Origin of the sequence: Hyphomicrobium sp. NDB2Meth4 (assembly GCF_900117445.1) — a bacterium.
In the GTDB taxonomy this organism is placed as follows: Bacteria; Pseudomonadota; Alphaproteobacteria; order Rhizobiales; family Hyphomicrobiaceae; genus Hyphomicrobium_A.
On record NZ_FPEJ01000001.1, the window covers coordinates 964,526 to 981,080 of the forward strand.

Here is a 16,555-nt window from a genome sequence, read left to right on the forward strand (position 1 = left end):
TTATAAGGCACTATCGCGGGGCCATGTCAGCTAAACATCCCATCATCTCGGTCACGGGATCCTCGGGCGCCGGCACCACATCGGTGCGCCAGACGTTCGAGAACATCTTCCGCCGCGAGCACATCAGCGCCGCCTTCATCCAGGGCGACGCTTTCCACCGCTATGGCCGGATCGAAATGGAGCAGGCGATTGTCGAGGCGCGTAACCTCGGAAATAACCATTTCAGCCACTTCGGCGAAGAGGCAAACTTGCTCGCCGAGCTCGAAGAGGTATTCCGCACCTACGGCGAAAGCGGCCGCGGCCGAACGCGCCACTACGTCCACGACGAGCACGATGCAGAGCGGCATCAAGCGCCGGTCGGCACCTTCACCGAATGGGAGGATTTCCCTCGCGGCACCGACCTGCTGTTCTACGAAGGGCTGCATGGGGCCGTCGTCACCCCGAAAGTGAATGTCGCTCGCCACGCCGATCTCAAAATCGGCGTCGTGCCTGTGATCAATCTCGAGTGGATTCAGAAGCTCATCCGCGACAAGTCGATGCGCGGCTACTCGCATGACGAAGCCGTCGACGCCATCCTGACGCGCATGCCCGACTACGTGAACTACATCTGCCCGCAGTTCACCGAGACCGACATCAACTTCCAGCGCGTCCCAACCGTCGACACCTCGAACCCGTTCATCTCGCGCTGGATTCCAACGCCCGATGAATCGATGGTCGTCATCCGTTTCCGCGATCCGCGCGGCATCGACTTCCAGTATCTCCTGTCGATGATCCCCGACAGCTTCATGTCGCGCGCCAATTCGATCGTCATCCCCGGCGGCAAGCTCGATCTCGCCATGCAGCTCATCCTGACGCCGCATATCCTGGCGCTCGTCGAGCGCCGCCGCCGCGCGTAGTGACGCAGCATTTTTGCACAGGACCGGGCTCAGACCGGAACTGCCGAGTTGTTAGAAAGGCTGACGGACGTTAGCTAATCTGGCAAACCGCGCCTCTTGCGGTCTTCTGGAGGAACGAACGAAATGGCCGGTACCGTCACCATCGCTCCGTCGATCCTGTCGGCCGACTTCAGCCGCTTGCGCGATGAGGTCGCGACCGTCGAGGCCGCAGGCGCTGACTGGATCCATCTCGATGTGATGGACGGACACTTCGTGCCCAACATCACCTTCGGCCCGCCCATCATCAAGGCGCTGCGTCCGCACTCCAAGAAGATTTTCGACGTGCATCTGATGATCGCGCCGGCCGACCCCTACCTCGAAGCGTTCGCCGATGCAGGTGCTGACATCATCACGGTGCATCCGGAGGCCGGCCCACACCTCGACCGCAGCCTGCAGACCATCAAGGCGCTGGGCAAGAAGGCGGGCGTCGCCATCAATCCGGCTACGCCTGAAGACTGCCTCGCGTATGTGCTCGATCGTCTCGACCTCGTCTTGATCATGACGGTCAATCCCGGCTTCGGCGGTCAGAGCTTCATCCCCGCGATGGTCGACAAGGTGCGCCGCGTGAAGGCGATGATCGGCTCGCGTCCCATCGACATCGAGATTGACGGGGGGATCACGCCGGAGACCGCGCCGCTTGTCGCCGCCGCGGGCGCCAACGTGCTCGTCGCGGGCTCCGCCGTCTTCAAAGGCGGCACCCAGGAATCCTACGCGGCGAACATCGCGGCGATCCGCTCGGCCGCTGATGCCGCCCGCGGCAAGGCCGCTGCTTAAGAACGCCGTCCGCGCTTATCCCCGCACGGAAAAGCCGCGCCTATCCTCGCGCAACGAGTTTTCAGTTGCGAGGATCGCGTGGACGATACGCCCAACCTCGGCCTGCCTTACATCATGGCGGCCCAATCCCAGAAGCACGTCACCCACAACGAGGCCATCCGAGCCCTCGATGCGATTGTGCAGCTCTCGGTGCTCGATCGCGACCTGAGCGAGCCGCCCGAATCTCCCGCTGAAGGCGCCCGCTATATCGTCGCCGACAGCCCGATCGGCGCTTGGGCCGACCACGCCGGAGACATCGCCGCGTATCAGGACGGCGCCTGGATGCTCTACGCGCCGCGCGAAGGATGGATCGCCTGGGTCGCAGACGAAGAAACGGCCGTTGTGTTCAGCGGCTCCGCGTGGACGGCGCTGTCGACCGGCGAAGGTGGCGGCGGCGGTTCCGGCGACTTTGCAACGCTCGGCATCAACACTGACGCCGACACGACCAACCGCCTCGCGGTCTCGGCCGACGCGACGTTGCTCAGCCACGATGGCAATGATCACCGGCTCAAGATCAACAAGGCGACCACCACCGACACGGCGAGCCTGCTGTACCAGACCGGCTTTTCCGGCCGCGCCGAGATGGGCCTCGCGGGCGACGATGATTTCCACTTCAAGGTCAGCGCCGACGGCACGAGCTGGAACGAAGCCATCGTCATCGACAAGGACACCGGCGCGGTGTCGTTCCCCAACACGACGATTGGGGGCAGCGGCGGCGTCGGCGGACCCGGCTCATCGACAGACGGAAACATCGCGACCTTCGACGGCACCAGCGGCGACGCAATCTCAGACAGCGGCAAGGCCGTCTCGATCGACGGCACATTCGCCGCCAACAGTGACGCCAAGGTGCCGACCGAAAAGGCGGTGAAGACTTACGTCGCATCCGCCATTGACGCCGTGCGCGACGGCGTGTCCTCGGCCTACGACACTCTCGCCGAACTCGCCGCTGGGCTCGCCGGTAAGCTCACCGCCGCCAGCAATCTCTCCGACCTTGCCAGTGCTGCGACAGCGCGAACCAACCTGGGCCTTGCCATCGGCACTAACGTCCAGGCCTATAGCGCCAACCTCACCACCTTCGCCGCCATCGCGCCATCGAGTAACGTACAGTCCCTGCTCGGCGCGGCGAACTATGCCGCCATGCGCGCGCAGCTCGACCTTGAGGCCGGCACCGATTTCTACAGCAAGTCCGCCGTCGACGCCGCCTTCCAGCCGCTCGACAGCGACCTGACGGCCGTCGCCAGCCTCTCGCCTTCGAACGACGACGTGCTCCAGCGTAAGTCAGGCTCATGGACCAATCGCACGCCTGCCCAGCTCACCGCCGACCTGTCCGCCTTCACTGGCGACAGCGGCAGCGGCGGCATCAAAGGCCTGGTGCCCGCGCCAACTGCTGGCGACGCTGCGGGTGGCAAGTTTCTGCGCGCCGATGGATCGTGGGCCGCGCCGGCAGGCGGTGGTGGCAGCGCTACGCGCGAGCTTCTCACTGCGGCACGCACTTACTACGTACGCACCGACGGTTCGGACACCAACAACGGCTTGGCCAATACCTCAGGCGGCGCCTTCGCCACGATGCAGAAGGCGCTGGATGTCGTCGGAACACTCGACCTCTCGATCTACGACGTCACCGTCCAAGTGGCAGCTGGCACCTATACGGCCGGTGTTTCCCTCTCAGGAGCGTTCGTTGGCGCGGGCTCGGTCACCCTGCGCGGAGACCCCACGACACCCGCCAACGTGGTTATCTCGACCACCGGCAGCCATTGCATTTCCGCCTCGGGCGACGGGGTGCATTTCAACGTCTCTGGCTTCAAGCTGCAGACGACCACCTCGGGCTCGTGCCTGTCGGCGGGCAAAGGCGCCCGCATCAGTGTCACCGGGGCCATCGAGTTCGGCTCTGCCGCCACGTACCATTGCGCAGCGGATGCCTCGAACATCGACCTCACGTCGATCAGCTATAAGATTTCAGGTGGCGCAGGCGTGCACTTCGCATCCGTTTCCGGCGCCAACATATCGGCCGTCAACTGCACCGTGACGCTGACCGGCACGCCTGCCTTTGCGACGGCATTCGCCTATGCCACGTCGCTGTCGATGGTGGTCTCGCTGCTCATGACCTACAGCGGATCGGCGACCGGCAAGCGCTACGACATCAGCGGCAATTCGGTGGTCAACACCTTCGGCGGCGGCGCCAGCGCATTGCCCGGCGGGACGGCCGGCAGCACAGCCACCGGGGGGCAGTACCTGTAACGCGAGGCGGCGCCGGTCAGAGCTTCCAGCCGGAATGGATCGCCGCCACGCCGCCGGTGAGATTGCGGCAGCTGACACGCTCGAAACCCGCATTGCGGATGAGTGCCGCGAACTTCTCCTGGTTGGGGAACTTGCGGATGCTCTCGACCAGATAGCGATAGGAGTCGGCATCGCCCGCGACGGCTTGGCCGATGCGCGGGATTACCTCGAACGAGTGGAAGTCATAGAGGCGGTCGAGGATCGGCACGTCGACGTGCGAAAACTCGAGGCAAAGGAACCGCCCGCCAATCTTCAACACGCGGTAGGCTTCCGCCAGCGCTTTGTCGATGTGCGTGACATTGCGAATGCCGAACGCGATCGTATAGGCATCGAACGAGCGATCCGCGAACGGCAGCTCCTCTGCGTTGCCTTCCTTGAAGCTGATCCGGTTCTGCAGCCCTGCGTCGGCGACGCGGCGCTCGCCCACCGCGATCATCTCCGGGCTGATGTCGCACAGCGTCGCCACCGCATTCGGACCGCTCGCCCGCGCATACCGCAAGCTGATGTCGCCGGTGCCGCCGGCAACATCGAGCAGATGGAACGGCTGGTCGCCGCGCGGCGGATTGAGCGTACCGATGAGGTCGCGCTTCCACAGCCGGTGCAGCCCGCCCGACATCAGGTCGTTCATCAGGTCATAGCGCTCGGCAACACTCGCGAACACGCGGTTGACGAGACCTTGCCGCTCGGTCTCTTCGATGCGCCGAAACCCGAAGGTGGTGCTGGTGTCGTCTGCTGATGGCTCGCTCATGCGCGGGACAATAGCGAAGCCCGAGCCTCGGCGCTATGCTCCCGCGCCCATGCCCCCAGCGACACAGATGCCCCCCAATGCCTGAGCTTCCCGAGGTCGAGATCGTCCGCCGCGGCCTGCTGCCGGCCCTCGAAGGGCATACCTTTGCCAGCGTCGAGCAGCATCGGCCCGACCTGCGTTTCCCCCTGCCCGATGATTTTCCCGGGCGGCTGCGTGGCCGCAAGGTGCTCAGTCTGGAGCGCCGCGGCAAATATCTTCTGGCCCGCCTGTCGGGCGGCGACGTGCTGCTGATGCATCTCGGCATGACCGGGCGCTTCACAATCGACGGCAAGGGCCGAACGGTTAACGCAAAGAACGGGCCCGGACGCGCCGCACACGATCACGTCGTCTTCCACATGAAGGACGGCGCCACGATTTCCTATAACGACACGCGCCGCTTCGGCTTCATGAAGCTGATCCCGGAGAAGGAACTCGCCGAGCATCCGCTGATGCATCATCTGGGTGTTGAGCCGCTGAGCGCCGAGCTCACTCCCGAGTACCTGGCGCAGCGGGCGTACGGCAAGAAGGTGAACCTCAAGGCGTTCCTGTCCGATCAGCGCATCATCGCCGGCCTGGGAAACATCTACGTGTGCGAAGCGCTATATCGGGCCGGCCTCTCGCCGGAGCGCGGCGCCGCCACCATCGCCACCAAGACCGGTCGCCCCAACGAGCGCGCGGTCGCACTCGTCGCCGCTATTCGAGCGGTGCTCGAAGACGCCATCAAGGCGGGAGGTTCGACGCTGCGCGATTATCGCCAGGCCGACGGCGAGCTGGGCTACTTCCAGCATTCGTTCCGCGTGTATGGGCGCGAGGGCAAGCCGTGCCGGCACAAGGGTTGCGGCACGGTGCACCGCATCGTGCAAGGCGGACGCTCAACCTTCTACTGTCCGCGCTGCCAGCGCTAAGCTGGGGTGCTGCGTCGATACGTGACCAGCGACGCGACCGAGATCGCGATCACCGTCAGGCCGCCTGTCAGGAACACGATGTTTGCCGCCCAGTCGTCCTTGGGCGTCGCGAGCTTGCCCGAACCCACCAGATAGATGAGCGAGATAACGACAGCCACGATGAGCGCCAGCGTCAGCTGCATCAAGCGCCGAAGTCCCGGACCGCTACGAAACGGTGCTCGGCTTCCGATCAGGTAACGCGCAGCAGCAAGTGCCGCCGCTGCAAGCAGCACCATGCCCGCACCGTACTGCCACCAGTGACGCCATACCAAACCGCCCAGCGAATAGGCGGTGAACATCACCGCCGCTCCCCAGCCATAGGTTGCCGCGGTCAGCACCGAATTGTCCCAAGCCCACCGCGCATCTCCCGACCCCGCGCCTGGGCGCCACAGCGGAACGTTGATGCGCAACAGGAACATGATCACCTGCAGCGCGTAGAGGGCCGCCGCCAGCGCGAAGATCGGCTGCGATTGCCGCGCCGCTGCGAGCACGGCGATGATCACACTCAACACCGCAGCGAGCAGCAGTGTCGGCAACATTCGTTTCACCGGCATCGATCCCTCACGTCCGAGCTGTTTTGTAACTCTAGCGCCGACGCGCCGAAGGGCCCCAAAGGGCGTTTGCGCTGATGATCGCCAGGGCGACCGCGCCGAAAAAGAACACTGCGTTTGCCGCCCAGTCGGGCTCGGCCGGGTTGCGTGGCATCTTGCCGTCGATGACCATGCCGATGACCGCGATGATCATGCCTCCGAACTGGCCGATGGTGAGATAGCGCGCGATGTTGAGCAGCGCTTGATCCTCGCGTCCGGCCGCCGTGTCCTTCGCCATCATGGCGCTGAAGCCGAGGCAAAGCGCCGCGCCGCCAACGCCGGCTAGGACGTATTGCCACCACTCGTGCCAGCTCAGCACGAGCTGGTAGGTCACGAGCATCGACAACCCGGCCCACGCCCAGACGAGGCCCATCCACGCCGAAGTCGATCCAGCCAGCGCCGGTTCCGAGCCGCCGGAGCGCGCCAGCCTCGCGCGATTGGAAAGCGCGAGCAGAACGAAGATGGCACAAGTGGCGGCAGCGACGGCCATCTGGACCCAGTAACCCTGGGTCGCGGCATAGCTGACAGCGGCCGTCCCGGCCACCAGAGCGCCCACCCACAGCCCTACTGAAATCATTGTTCCCCCTTACTGCGTTCGCTTGGAGCGACAACAGAGCCCGGGGAACGACGATCTGGCAAGCCTGAGAGACGCTTAACGGCCCGGAAGCGCCGTTGACCCTACACTTTGTCGCGTCTATAGGATCGCCACTTGACGCCGCTCGAAGCTTTATGCTCCGGGCGGCAGACGCATTTGGACAAGGCTACACCTGGGGTGGCGCCTGCGTTCGGGCGACGGCAGGTGTTAGAAGAGGAACGACATATGGCCAATACGAAGTCTGCAAAGAAGGCGGCCCGCCAGATGGTGCGCCGTACCGAGATCAACAAGGCGCGCACCACGCGTGCACGTACCTCCGTGCGCTCGGTCGAAGAAGCGATCAAGTCGGGCGACAAGGAAGCCGCGACGAAAGCACTGCGTGCAGCGAGCCCGCTTCTTGCGCGCACCGCTCAGAAGGGCGTGATGCACAAGAAGACCGCGAGCCGCAAAGTTTCGCGCCTCAACGCACGCATCAAGGCGATGGCGTAACACGCACGCCGTTCCCTTCGGGGGACTACCAATGACGGTGCGGTAAGTTCGCAACAGCACTACCGCACCATCCACCGTCACCACACGAGTCTTGAACAGGCCTAAGTGACGGATTCCGCGATGCTCAACGCACGCGACGCGAGGCTCTCGCCCGCATATTGCCCAAATTGATGAGCGGGCAGACCAAACACAAAATGACAATTGAGCGACGTACCAGAGGACAAGTTTCTCTGGTCGTGCGCGCTCGCTATCGCGCCTTGAAAATCATGAGTTTGCGCGCGCCGCTATCCACAGTTCTTAGCTGCAATACACAGGATATCCACGCATTGAGGACTCTTGCGCGCACCTCTGCAACCGATCATTCATGCACCGGTTACGCTTGCTTAAGGCAGAGTTAAGAGCTACGGTCCTGGGTGTCGAGGCGCCTGCATTTATCCAGTGTTCCGGCGCTCGTCATCGCCAGGTTTTGTACAGTATCGCGTCCCTGGTTTCAGCGTAGCTTATGTTCGGTTCTGCGTATCTTTCTGAGCAGTTGCTCGGAAAGTGGAGGAGATCGTTTCCTCTATCGCATGCCGGGCATGTGAGCAGTTCGATCTGAGGCGATAAGCTCAGGTCGGATCTGTGTGTTGGAGGACGTAGGGTGCAGTCGGTTGAAGTCGTCCACATCGAAGACGTGCCTGTGGAAGAGGCCTGGGCTCGTCTGGCGGAAGATGCGGGTGCCGTTCTGATCGACGTGCGGACCAGGGCGGAATGGACATTCGTGGGGCTCCCCGATCTTTCATCGATCGGCAAGCGGGTTCTCACGGTGGAATGGCAGACGTATCCGGAAGGCAGCGGCGAAGCAGGCTTCACGGAACGGATGTCCAAGGCGCTCGATGCGGCGGGCGCTACAAAAGATAGCGAGTTGTTCTTCATCTGCCGATCTGGCGCACGCAGCCGCCTGGCTGCGGAAGCTATGGCAAATGCTGGCTATCGACGATGCAGTAATGTGGCGGACGGTTTCGAGGGGCCTCTCGATGCCGATCGCCACCGAGGGCAGGCCGCTGGCTGGAAAGCCGCGGGCTTAGCTTGGGTGCAAGGTTAGCGCACCCGTTACGGAAGACCCGGATTTGGACCTCTTGCGCAACCGCGGCGGCGGACGGCGTCGGTCGATCTTTGTCTGGGTGACTTTGAGGTGCAGGTCGAAAAAGTTCGATTAAGTGCGGGGGTTTCACACATGCAGACGATTCATAAGGCGGATCATTCCGTTGCTGGCGGCTTTGCGGGCGCAGCTCAGGGCGGACTCGACGAACGTACGACGACCACCATTTCAGGCGGCGCTTCCAGTTCCGCTCTGACGACCACGACCAGCAACGACGAGCCGCGCGGCCAGAAGGTGCGGGCCATGCTGCGCGCACGGCTCGGAGACGACATCTTCACAAGCTGGTTCAACGCGCTCGAGTTCGAGAGCTTCGAGGGCGGCGCCGTAAAGTTCTCGGTGCCGGTCAAGTTCCTGCGCACCTGGATTCAGTCGCACTATTCGGAAGATCTCCTCGCTTGCTGTCGCGCCGAGTTCAAGGGCGCGGAGAAGGTCGAGGTTGTTCTTCGCCAGCCCGGCACCGCGCCAGGTGCACGCGCCGAGGCGGAAGCGATTGAGCAGAGCGAGCCAGCTTCCAATGCTCGCAATGGTGTAGCAACGGACGCTGGCCAGCGCGGTCCGATGTTCGTTGCACCGGCTCCGGCCGGCCGCACCAGCGTCGGTGGTTTCGAAGGCTCGCCCCTCGATCCGCGTTACACCTTCGACAGCTTCGTCGTCGGCGCATCCAATCGTATGGCGCACGCCGGTGCGACGCAGGTGGCAGAGACCGCACTCAGCGAAACGCCGGGCTTCAATCCGCTCTACATCCACTCGGCCGTTGGCCTCGGCAAGACTCACTTGCTGCACGCCATTGCTTGGGAAGTGAAGCGTCGTTCGCCCAACGCGCAGGTGCTCTACCTCACTGCCGAGCGTTTCCGTTATCAGTTCGTCGAGGCACTGCGCAGCCAGGACCCCCTTGCCTTCAAGGAGAAGTTCCGCGGCATCAACGTGCTCCTCATCGACGATCTTGAGTTCATGCACGGTGAGCGCACCGAGCAGGAGTTCGACCACATCATCAACTCGCTGCTCGACGGCGGGCGTCAGGTGGTCGTGGCTTCCGCTCGTGCACCCAATCACGTCGAGCGTCTCAACGAGCGCATGCGCTCGCGACTGCAGCGTGGCCTCGTCACCGAGATCGGCGTTCTCGATCACGAGCTGCGTCAGAAGGTCCTGGAGAAGCGCCTCGCCGAGAAGCGGGCGAACGATCCCTCCTTCGCGCTCGGTCGCGACATCCTCGCGTTGCTTGCCGACCGTCTGACGGAGAGCGGCCGCGAGCTCGAAGGGGCGATCACCCGCCTCTACGCCACGTGGCAGTACATGCGCACGCCGATCACCCCCGACGTTGCCGAGACGGTGATCCGCGATCTGGTGCAGGGCCTTGAGCCCCGCCGCATCAAGATCGAGGACATCCTCCGCATCATCTCGCGCCACTTCGGCGTGTCGAAGGGTGATCTACTCTCGCAGCGCCGCCATCGCTCGGTCGTCTGGCCTCGTCAGGTCGGTATGTATCTCGCCAAGCAGCTCACCGCCCGCTCTCTGCCCGAGATCGGCCGCCGCTTCGGCAATCGTGATCATACAACCGTCCTGCACGCGATCCGTAAGATCGAGGGCGAATTGGCTGGTAATCCCCGCCTCAAGGAGGAGCTGGAAGAGCTCAAGCGCCTTCTCAGCCACTAACGCTGGCCTTCACGAAACAGGCCGCCGTGCCGAGGGTATGGGTGCGGCGGTCTAAGCGGGGAGGGGCGGCGTCCTTGGCGCCGCTCCTTTTGCCGGTTCCAAGGCCCGAAAACCCGGCCCTGGACCAAAAAGGTCGACAAATCGCGCCGTTTGACCTCCGGCCCTTGAAAGTTACTGCCGCCTCGGGGCATGTTGGCCGGGGGCGAATCCCATACAAGACGCCAGTCTCTGGTCCCGCCGAGCATCCCCATCTCGCAACACGGGCCGCCATTCGACCTCTGATCGAGGTCGCGGTGGTTCGGACAACTGAACTGGCTGCACAGAAGGCGCCGAGGATCCATCCATGCGGCTTGTGATCGAACGTGGTGAACTCTTGCGGGCGCTCGGCCACGTGACCAGCGTCGTCGAGCGGCGCACGACGATCCCTATTCTGTCGAACGTGCTGCTCCGCGCACGTGAATCGACTTTGGAATTCAAGGCGACTGATCTCGAGCGCGAGGTCATCGAAGGCGTCGCCGCCGACGTGCAGCAGCCCGGCGCCGTCACCGTGCCCGCGCATATGCTGCACGACATCGTCCGCAAGCTGCCCGACGGCAGCGAGGTCGACATTCGCAAGGAAGCCGACAAGGAGCGCCTGACGCTCACTGCCGGCCACGCGCGCTTCGCGCTGCAGACGCTTCCCGCTGAGGACTTCCCCGACATCGGCGTGGGCGACATGGGCCAGGAGTTCGAGCTCACTGCTCAGGACTTGAAGCGCCTCATCGACAAGACGCGCTTCGCCATCTCCACCGAGGAGACGCGCTACTACCTCAACGGCATCTATTTCCACACCGCCCAGTCCGACGGCGCGCCGACGCTGCGCGCTGTTGCGACCGATGGCCATCGTCTGGCTCAGGTCGAGCTGCCGCTGCCGCAAGGCGCTGAGGGCATGCCCGGCGTCATCATTCCGCGCAAGACCGTGCACGAGCTGACGCGCCTCATCGAGGACAGCTCCGCGCCGGTGAAGATCGCGGTCAGTCCGTCCAAGGTGCGCTTCGAGATTGGCTCCGTCACGCTGACGTCGAAACTGATCGAGGGCACCTTCCCCGATTACGGCCGCGTCATTCCGCAGGGCAACGACAAGTCGCTCACCGTCTCCAACGCCGAGTTCATGAGCGCCGTCGACCGCGTTTCGACCATCGCCTCCGAGCGCGGCCGCGCCGTGAAGCTGAACATCAAGCCCGACAAGCTCATCCTGTCGGTCAACAACCCCGAGGGCGGCAGCGCCACCGAGGAGATCAGCGTCGATTACACGGCCCAGCCCCTTGAGATTGGCTTCAACGCCAAATATCTGCTCGATATCGCCAGCCAGCTCGAAGGCGAGCGGGCGACATTCAAGCTCGCCGATCCCGGTTCGCCCACTATGGTCAACGACCCGGGCGACGAGACGGCGCTTTATGTGCTCATGCCGATGCGCGTGTAGCCGTGGCTGCATTGCTCGGCGCAGCGCTTCACAACGCTTAGCGAACGCATGCTTTGGGTCGAGCGGCTCACGCTCACAAACTTCCGCAACTATACCGGGGCCGCCGTCGACGCGGGCCCTGAGCCACAAGTGCTGATCGGCGCAAACGGCGCGGGCAAGACGAACCTGCTCGAAGCCGTATCGCTCTTGGCGCCGGGCCAAGGCATGCGCCGCGCCTCCTACCCCGATATCTCGCGCGGCACGGGCGATGGCAGTTGGGCTGTCGCCGCACGCACACACACGCACGCCGGCCCCGTCGACATCGGCACCGGCCTGCTCGCAGAGAACGCTGGCAACGAACGCGCCGGCCGCATCGTGCGCATCAACGGCGAGACGATGGGCGCGGGCACCCTCGCCGATTATGTCGAGGTCGTCTGGGTGACGCCCGCGATGGACGGTCTCTTCACCGGCCCGGGCTCCGATCGCCGACGCTTCCTCGATCGCCTCATCCTGTGCTTCGACCCTCAGTACCGCACTGGCGCCTCGCGCTTCGAGCGCGCCATGCAGCAGCGCAACCGCCTCCTCGCCGACGGGGTGCGCGACAACGCTCGCTTCGAGGGCCTCGAACTGCTGATGGCCGAGACCGGCGTCGCCATCGCCGCGCAGCGCGCGGAAGCCGTGGCAGCGCTCGCGTCCATCATGGCGGAGCGCACCGAGCGCGATCCATCTTCGCCCTTTCCAGCGGCCAGCTTGGCGCTGGAGGGCGCGCTGGAGACGGACCTTGCGCACCTGCCGGCCATCGAGGTGGAAGACCTTTACCTGCAGCGCCTGCGCCAGGGGCGCGAGCGTGATCGCGCCGCCGGCCGCACTTTGGACGGCCCGCACCGATCCGATCTCCTCGTCGCGCATGCGCCAAAGGCCATGCCTGCGCGGCTCTGCTCCACCGGCGAGCAGAAAGCCCTGCTGATCGGCCTGGTGCTCGCCCACGCCGAGCTTGTCGCCCGCCGCCGCGAGGCAGCGCCGATCCTTCTCTTGGACGAGGTAACGGCCCATCTCGACGCCGAACGGCGTGCCGCGCTGTTCCAGGAAATCATCCGCCTCGGCGCTCAGGCATGGATGACTGGAACCGACGCCGAAGCCTTTTCCTGGCTCGCCGGCAAGGCCCGATTCTGGCGCGTCGAGGATGGGTTTTTGACCAGTTTGGCCAATGCGCCCGAACAAGGTGCCGCAGTGCCTTCTAACTAGCGGAAAATATTACTATTTATGTTGGGGTTGAGCGGCGCGGCAACGTGCTTTTTGCGGGCCTTCGTGCTATACGTAATCAGAGCCCGATTGACCCCTAGGACAATTCGATAAATGAGCGCTTTGCCCGCGAAGAAAACCACGGGTGCCGAGGAGTACGGCGCCGAGTCGATCAAGATGCTGAAGGGCCTGGACGCTGTCCGCAAGCGCCCCGGCATGTACATCGGCGACACCGACGATGGGTCCGGCCTCCACCACATGATCTACGAGGTCGTCGACAATGGCGTCGACGAGATCCTTGCTGGCCACGCCAAGACGTGCCTCGTCACCCTCAATCCGGATGGCTCGTGCACCGTGCGTGATGATGGCCGCGGCATCCCTACTGGCATCAAGAACGACGACGACCACGATCCGAAGCGCTCCGCCGCCGAGATCGTGTTTACGGAGCTGCACGCTGGCGGCAAGTTCGACCAGAACTCCTACAAGGTCTCGGGCGGCCTTCACGGCGTCGGCGTGTCCGTGGTGAATGCTCTCTCGACCTGGCTCAAGGCGCGCATCTGGCGCGAGGGCAAGGAGCACCTGATCGAGTTTCGCGACGGCGTGCCCACCGGCCCGCTCAAGGTCGTCGGCGACGGCAATGGCGAGCGCGGCACCGAAGTATCCTTCCTGCCGAGCCCGAACACCTTCACGCAGACTGAATTCGATTTCGGCACGCTCGAGCACCGCCTGCGCGAACTCGCGTTCCTGAACTCTGGCGCCAAGATCGTTCTCACCGACGCCCGTCATGCCGACATCAAGCGCGAGGAAATGCTCTACGAGGGCGGCACGGCCGCGTTCGTACGCTATCTCGACCGCTCGAAGCAGTCGCTGATCCCCGAGCCGATTATGCTCAACGGAGAACGCGACAAGGTGGTCGTCGAGGCGGCCATGTGGTGGAACGACAGCTACCACGAGAACGTGCTGCTCTTTACCAACAACATCCCGCAGCGCGACGGCGGCACCCATCTTGCTGGCTTCCGCGCAGCCCTGACGCGCGTGATCAACAAGTACGCGGTCGACAGCGGCATCGCCAAGAAGGAGAAGGTCGATATCTCCGGCGAGGACGCGCGCGAAGGCCTCACTTGCGTCCTCTCCGTGAAGGTGCCCGATCCCAAGTTCTCCAGCCAGACGAAGGACAAGCTCGTCTCGTCCGAGGTGAAGCCCGTCGTCGAAAGCGTCGTCGCCGATCAGCTCAACGCCTGGTTCGAGGAGCACCCCAAGGAAGCCAAGGCCATCGTCGGCAAGATCGTCGAAGCGGCGCTTGCTCGCGAAGCCGCGCGCAAGGCCCGCGAGCTGACGCGCCGCAAGAGCGCGCTGGACGGCCTGCGTCTGCCTGGTGGTCTCGCCGAATGCCAGGACCGCGACGCAACCAACACGGAATTGTTCATCGTCGAGGGTGACTCGGCAGGCGGCTCCGCCAAGCAGGGCCGCAAGCGCGAGTTTCAGGCCGTGCTGCCGATCCGAGGTAAGATCCTCAACGTCGAGCGCGCGCGCATCGACAAGATGCTCTCGTCCGAGCAGGTCACCAACATCATAGGTGCACTCGGTACCGGCATCCGCGACGACTTCAACGTCGAAAAGCTGCGCTACCACAAGATCATCATCATGACGGACGCCGACGTCGACGGCGCTCACATCCGTACGCTGCTGCTCACCTTCTTCTATCGGCAGATGCCCGAGCTGGTCGAAAAGGGCCACGTCTACATCGCCCAGCCGCCGCTCTACAAAGTCGCGCGAGGCAAGTCCGAAACCTACTTGAAGGACCAGCGCGCTCTTGAGGATTACCTCATCCAGACCGGCTTGGAGGATACCGTCCTCTCCACCGGTCAGGGCGAGCGTGCAGGACGCGACCTGCGCCAGATCGTTGATCTGGCCCGCGGGATCTCCTCGGTGATCGATGGCCTCCATTCGCGCTATTCGCGCCTCGTCGTCGAGCAGGCGGCGATCGGTGGAGCCTTCGACACCAAGATCACCCAGTCTGCAGCCAAGGCCAACGAACTCGCTGGCAAGATCGCCGAACGGCTCAACGACATTGCCGAAGAGACCGAGAAGGGCTGGGAAGGACGCTACGGCAACGACGGCTACCACTTCAAGCGCGAGGTGCGCGGCGTTACCGAGGCACACTCGCTCGACCTCGCCCTTCTGGGCTCGCTCGATGCGCGCCGCCTCAACGAGCGCACCGAGCATCTGTCCGAAGTCTACGGGGTGCCCGGCAAGTTACGCCGCAAGTCCGAGACGATCGACGTCTACGGGCCGCGCACGCTGCTCGAAGCCATCTACGAGGCGGGCCGTAAGGGCCTCTCGCTGCAGCGCTACAAAGGCTTGGGCGAAATGAACCCCGATCAGCTTTGGGAAACAACGCTCGATCCCGCCATCCGCACGCTGCTGCAGGTGAAGATCGGCGAAGGCTCCGAGGCCGACGAGATCTTTTCCAAGCTGATGGGCGATGTCGTGGAGCCACGCCGTGAGTTCATTCAGGACAACGCTCTCACGGTGTCCAACCTCGACGTTTAGTCAGATCAAAGCTTTGCCCGGCGGCGGCATCATTGCCGTTACCGAGGCTCGCCTGACACGCCGACCCGATCAGGCGACGCGCTCGTATTCGCCATCGATGACGTTGCCCCCGGGGCTGGTCGCGCGATAGCCGCGCTTTTCAAGGTGCCGCTGCAAAAGCCGCATGTTTTTGATGTTGGCCTTGAACGCCACGTCGAAAGCATCGCCGACGAGCGGCACGGCACCGACCACCGTGTCGATCAGCGAATTGCCCACCATGCGCCACAGCACCAGGTTCGAGACGCCGAGCCGCTTTGCCTCCATGATGAGATAAGCGGAGACGAGCTGGGCTGCGAGATCGCCGACCACCGGCACCAGCCCCAGCAACGCATCGACACCGAGGCGCAGTCGCGTCCCGGGTATGACGAACAGAGAATCCATCAGCCGCGCCAGCGCGTTGAGCCGCGCAAGCGCCGCCTCGACCTCCGCCTGCTCCAGGCGCTCGATCCGCTCGAATGTGCCCGGTGCTCCGGGTTTCACGTAAGCCATGGCTATCCCGCTCCATGCGCAGCCTCGCTGATCGCAACCCGGCCGGCCCTGCGCTCGTTCCATATGGGGATGCACATCAGCATCCTGTTAGGGTTGTTTCGTGGCTCGGGCTCGGATGCTAGGCTGCAGCCCTTGGGCAGGTTGGGGGGATTTTCCAGTGCTGCGTCTCGTGCTTTCGATCAGCAATCTCGTCTTTTCGCTCATTCTCGGCGCGCTTCTGATGGCGGTTGTCGCCATCTACTCGCCGGAAACGCTTTCGATGATGCTCGGCTGGGCGCGCAGCTTCAAAGGGCTGATCACCTCGACTGGGCTCGCTGCCAAATACAACATCTGGCTCGAGCTTCTGCTCGAGGAGCGCCAGCTCCTCCTGATGTTCTTTACCGTGATCGCCCGCATCATTCTCGCCGTAGTCCTCTATCCTATTGTGCTTCTGCGCGAAAAAACTTGACGTTACAGGTTTTGGCCAGGTGCGACTCAAGGTTTACTGCGCCTTAGACGCTGTGGGGTTAGGTTGGCAGCCCGACAGAAATTTGCAGCAACCTTTCGTCAATAACTTTTCTCGCAGGA

15 protein-coding genes are annotated in these 16,555 nt (G+C 63.8%); 11 read left to right on the plus strand and 4 right to left on the minus strand.

Features of this window, described 5'->3' with window-relative positions; translation table 11 throughout:
* The first annotated feature begins 23 nt into the window (after positions 1 to 23).
* From NDB2M4_RS04600 to NDB2M4_RS04610, 3 genes are all read left to right on the plus strand, one after another.
* The gene (locus tag NDB2M4_RS04600) at positions 24 to 896 is read left to right on the plus strand and encodes a phosphoribulokinase (protein ID WP_072370683.1); all 873 of its coding nucleotides are present in this window, start codon (positions 24 to 26) and stop codon (positions 894 to 896) included.
* 123 nt (positions 897 to 1,019) lie between these two features.
* Positions 1,020 to 1,709 carry a ribulose-phosphate 3-epimerase gene (gene rpe / locus NDB2M4_RS04605; RefSeq protein WP_072370686.1) on the plus strand — a complete coding sequence of 230 codons (690 nt, stop codon included), beginning with the start codon at positions 1,020 to 1,022 and terminating at the stop codon, positions 1,707 to 1,709.
* Between the two features lie 78 nt (positions 1,710 to 1,787).
* Positions 1,788 to 3,986 (plus strand): DUF2793 domain-containing protein, encoded by a 2,199-nt coding sequence (locus NDB2M4_RS04610; protein ID WP_072370689.1) that lies wholly within the window; start codon positions 1,788 to 1,790, stop codon positions 3,984 to 3,986.
* A 16-nt stretch (positions 3,987 to 4,002) separates the two neighbouring features.
* Here NDB2M4_RS04610 and ubiE read toward each other — a convergent pair whose 3' ends face one another.
* Entirely contained in the window at positions 4,003 to 4,773 is a 771-nt protein-coding gene (gene ubiE, locus NDB2M4_RS04615; RefSeq protein ID WP_072370692.1) for a bifunctional demethylmenaquinone methyltransferase/2-methoxy-6-polyprenyl-1,4-benzoquinol methylase UbiE, read from the minus strand.
* 77 nt (positions 4,774 to 4,850) lie between these two features.
* Here ubiE and mutM point away from each other — a divergent pair, with 77 nt between their 5' ends.
* Positions 4,851 to 5,717: a bifunctional DNA-formamidopyrimidine glycosylase/DNA-(apurinic or apyrimidinic site) lyase gene (gene mutM, locus NDB2M4_RS04620; protein WP_072370695.1), complete on the plus strand. Its 867-nt coding sequence runs from the start codon at positions 4,851 to 4,853 to the stop codon at positions 5,715 to 5,717.
* Here the strand turns inward: mutM and NDB2M4_RS04625 are convergent.
* Together NDB2M4_RS04625 and NDB2M4_RS04630 are read right to left on the minus strand one after the other, a co-directional pair.
* Positions 5,714 to 6,310, minus strand: coding sequence for a hypothetical protein (locus tag NDB2M4_RS04625; protein ID WP_139247084.1), 597 nt, complete (start codon positions 6,308 to 6,310; stop codon positions 5,714 to 5,716). The genes mutM and NDB2M4_RS04625 overlap by 4 nt on opposite strands.
* A 31-nt stretch (positions 6,311 to 6,341) precedes the next feature.
* On the minus strand, positions 6,342 to 6,923 hold the full coding sequence (locus NDB2M4_RS04630) for a hypothetical protein (protein WP_139247085.1): 582 nt from the start codon (positions 6,921 to 6,923) through the stop codon (positions 6,342 to 6,344).
* Positions 6,924 to 7,166: 243 nt separating this feature from the next.
* On the opposite strand from NDB2M4_RS04630, the gene rpsT reads away from it, so the two are divergent.
* The 6 genes from rpsT (at position 7,167) to gyrB (ending at position 15,460) form a co-directional block, all read left to right on the plus strand.
* Positions 7,167 to 7,430, plus strand: coding sequence for a 30S ribosomal protein S20 (rpsT, locus tag NDB2M4_RS04635; RefSeq protein ID WP_072370703.1), 264 nt, complete (start codon positions 7,167 to 7,169; stop codon positions 7,428 to 7,430).
* 640 nt (positions 7,431 to 8,070) lie between these two features.
* A complete protein-coding gene (locus NDB2M4_RS04640) occupies positions 8,071 to 8,514 on the plus strand; it encodes a rhodanese-like domain-containing protein (protein WP_072370706.1) in 444 nt (147 codons plus the stop codon).
* A 132-nt stretch (positions 8,515 to 8,646) separates the two neighbouring features.
* Complete coding sequence (gene dnaA / locus NDB2M4_RS04645) at positions 8,647 to 10,224, plus strand: chromosomal replication initiator protein DnaA (protein WP_083555762.1); 1,578 nt, start codon at positions 8,647 to 8,649, stop codon at positions 10,222 to 10,224.
* A gap of 343 nt (positions 10,225 to 10,567) precedes the next feature.
* Entirely contained in the window at positions 10,568 to 11,686 is a 1,119-nt protein-coding gene (gene dnaN, locus NDB2M4_RS04650) for a DNA polymerase III subunit beta (RefSeq protein WP_072370709.1), read from the plus strand.
* A 48-nt stretch (positions 11,687 to 11,734) separates the two neighbouring features.
* Positions 11,735 to 12,910, plus strand: coding sequence for a DNA replication/repair protein RecF (gene recF / locus NDB2M4_RS04655; protein WP_072370714.1), 1,176 nt, complete (start codon positions 11,735 to 11,737; stop codon positions 12,908 to 12,910).
* A 111-nt stretch (positions 12,911 to 13,021) separates the two neighbouring features.
* Positions 13,022 to 15,460 carry a DNA topoisomerase (ATP-hydrolyzing) subunit B gene (gene gyrB, locus NDB2M4_RS04660; protein ID WP_072370717.1) on the plus strand — a complete coding sequence of 813 codons (2,439 nt, stop codon included), beginning with the start codon at positions 13,022 to 13,024 and terminating at the stop codon, positions 15,458 to 15,460.
* Positions 15,461 to 15,529: 69 nt separating this feature from the next.
* On the opposite strand, the gene NDB2M4_RS04665 is transcribed toward gyrB, so the two are convergent.
* Positions 15,530 to 15,988 carry a DUF4112 domain-containing protein gene (locus tag NDB2M4_RS04665; RefSeq protein WP_072370720.1) on the minus strand — a complete coding sequence of 153 codons (459 nt, stop codon included), beginning with the start codon at positions 15,986 to 15,988 and terminating at the stop codon, positions 15,530 to 15,532.
* 157 nt (positions 15,989 to 16,145) lie between these two features.
* Here NDB2M4_RS04665 and NDB2M4_RS04670 point away from each other — a divergent pair, with 157 nt between their 5' ends.
* Entirely contained in the window at positions 16,146 to 16,436 is a 291-nt protein-coding gene (locus NDB2M4_RS04670) for a hypothetical protein (RefSeq protein WP_072370722.1), read from the plus strand.
* Positions 16,437 to 16,555: the final 119 nt, after the last annotated feature.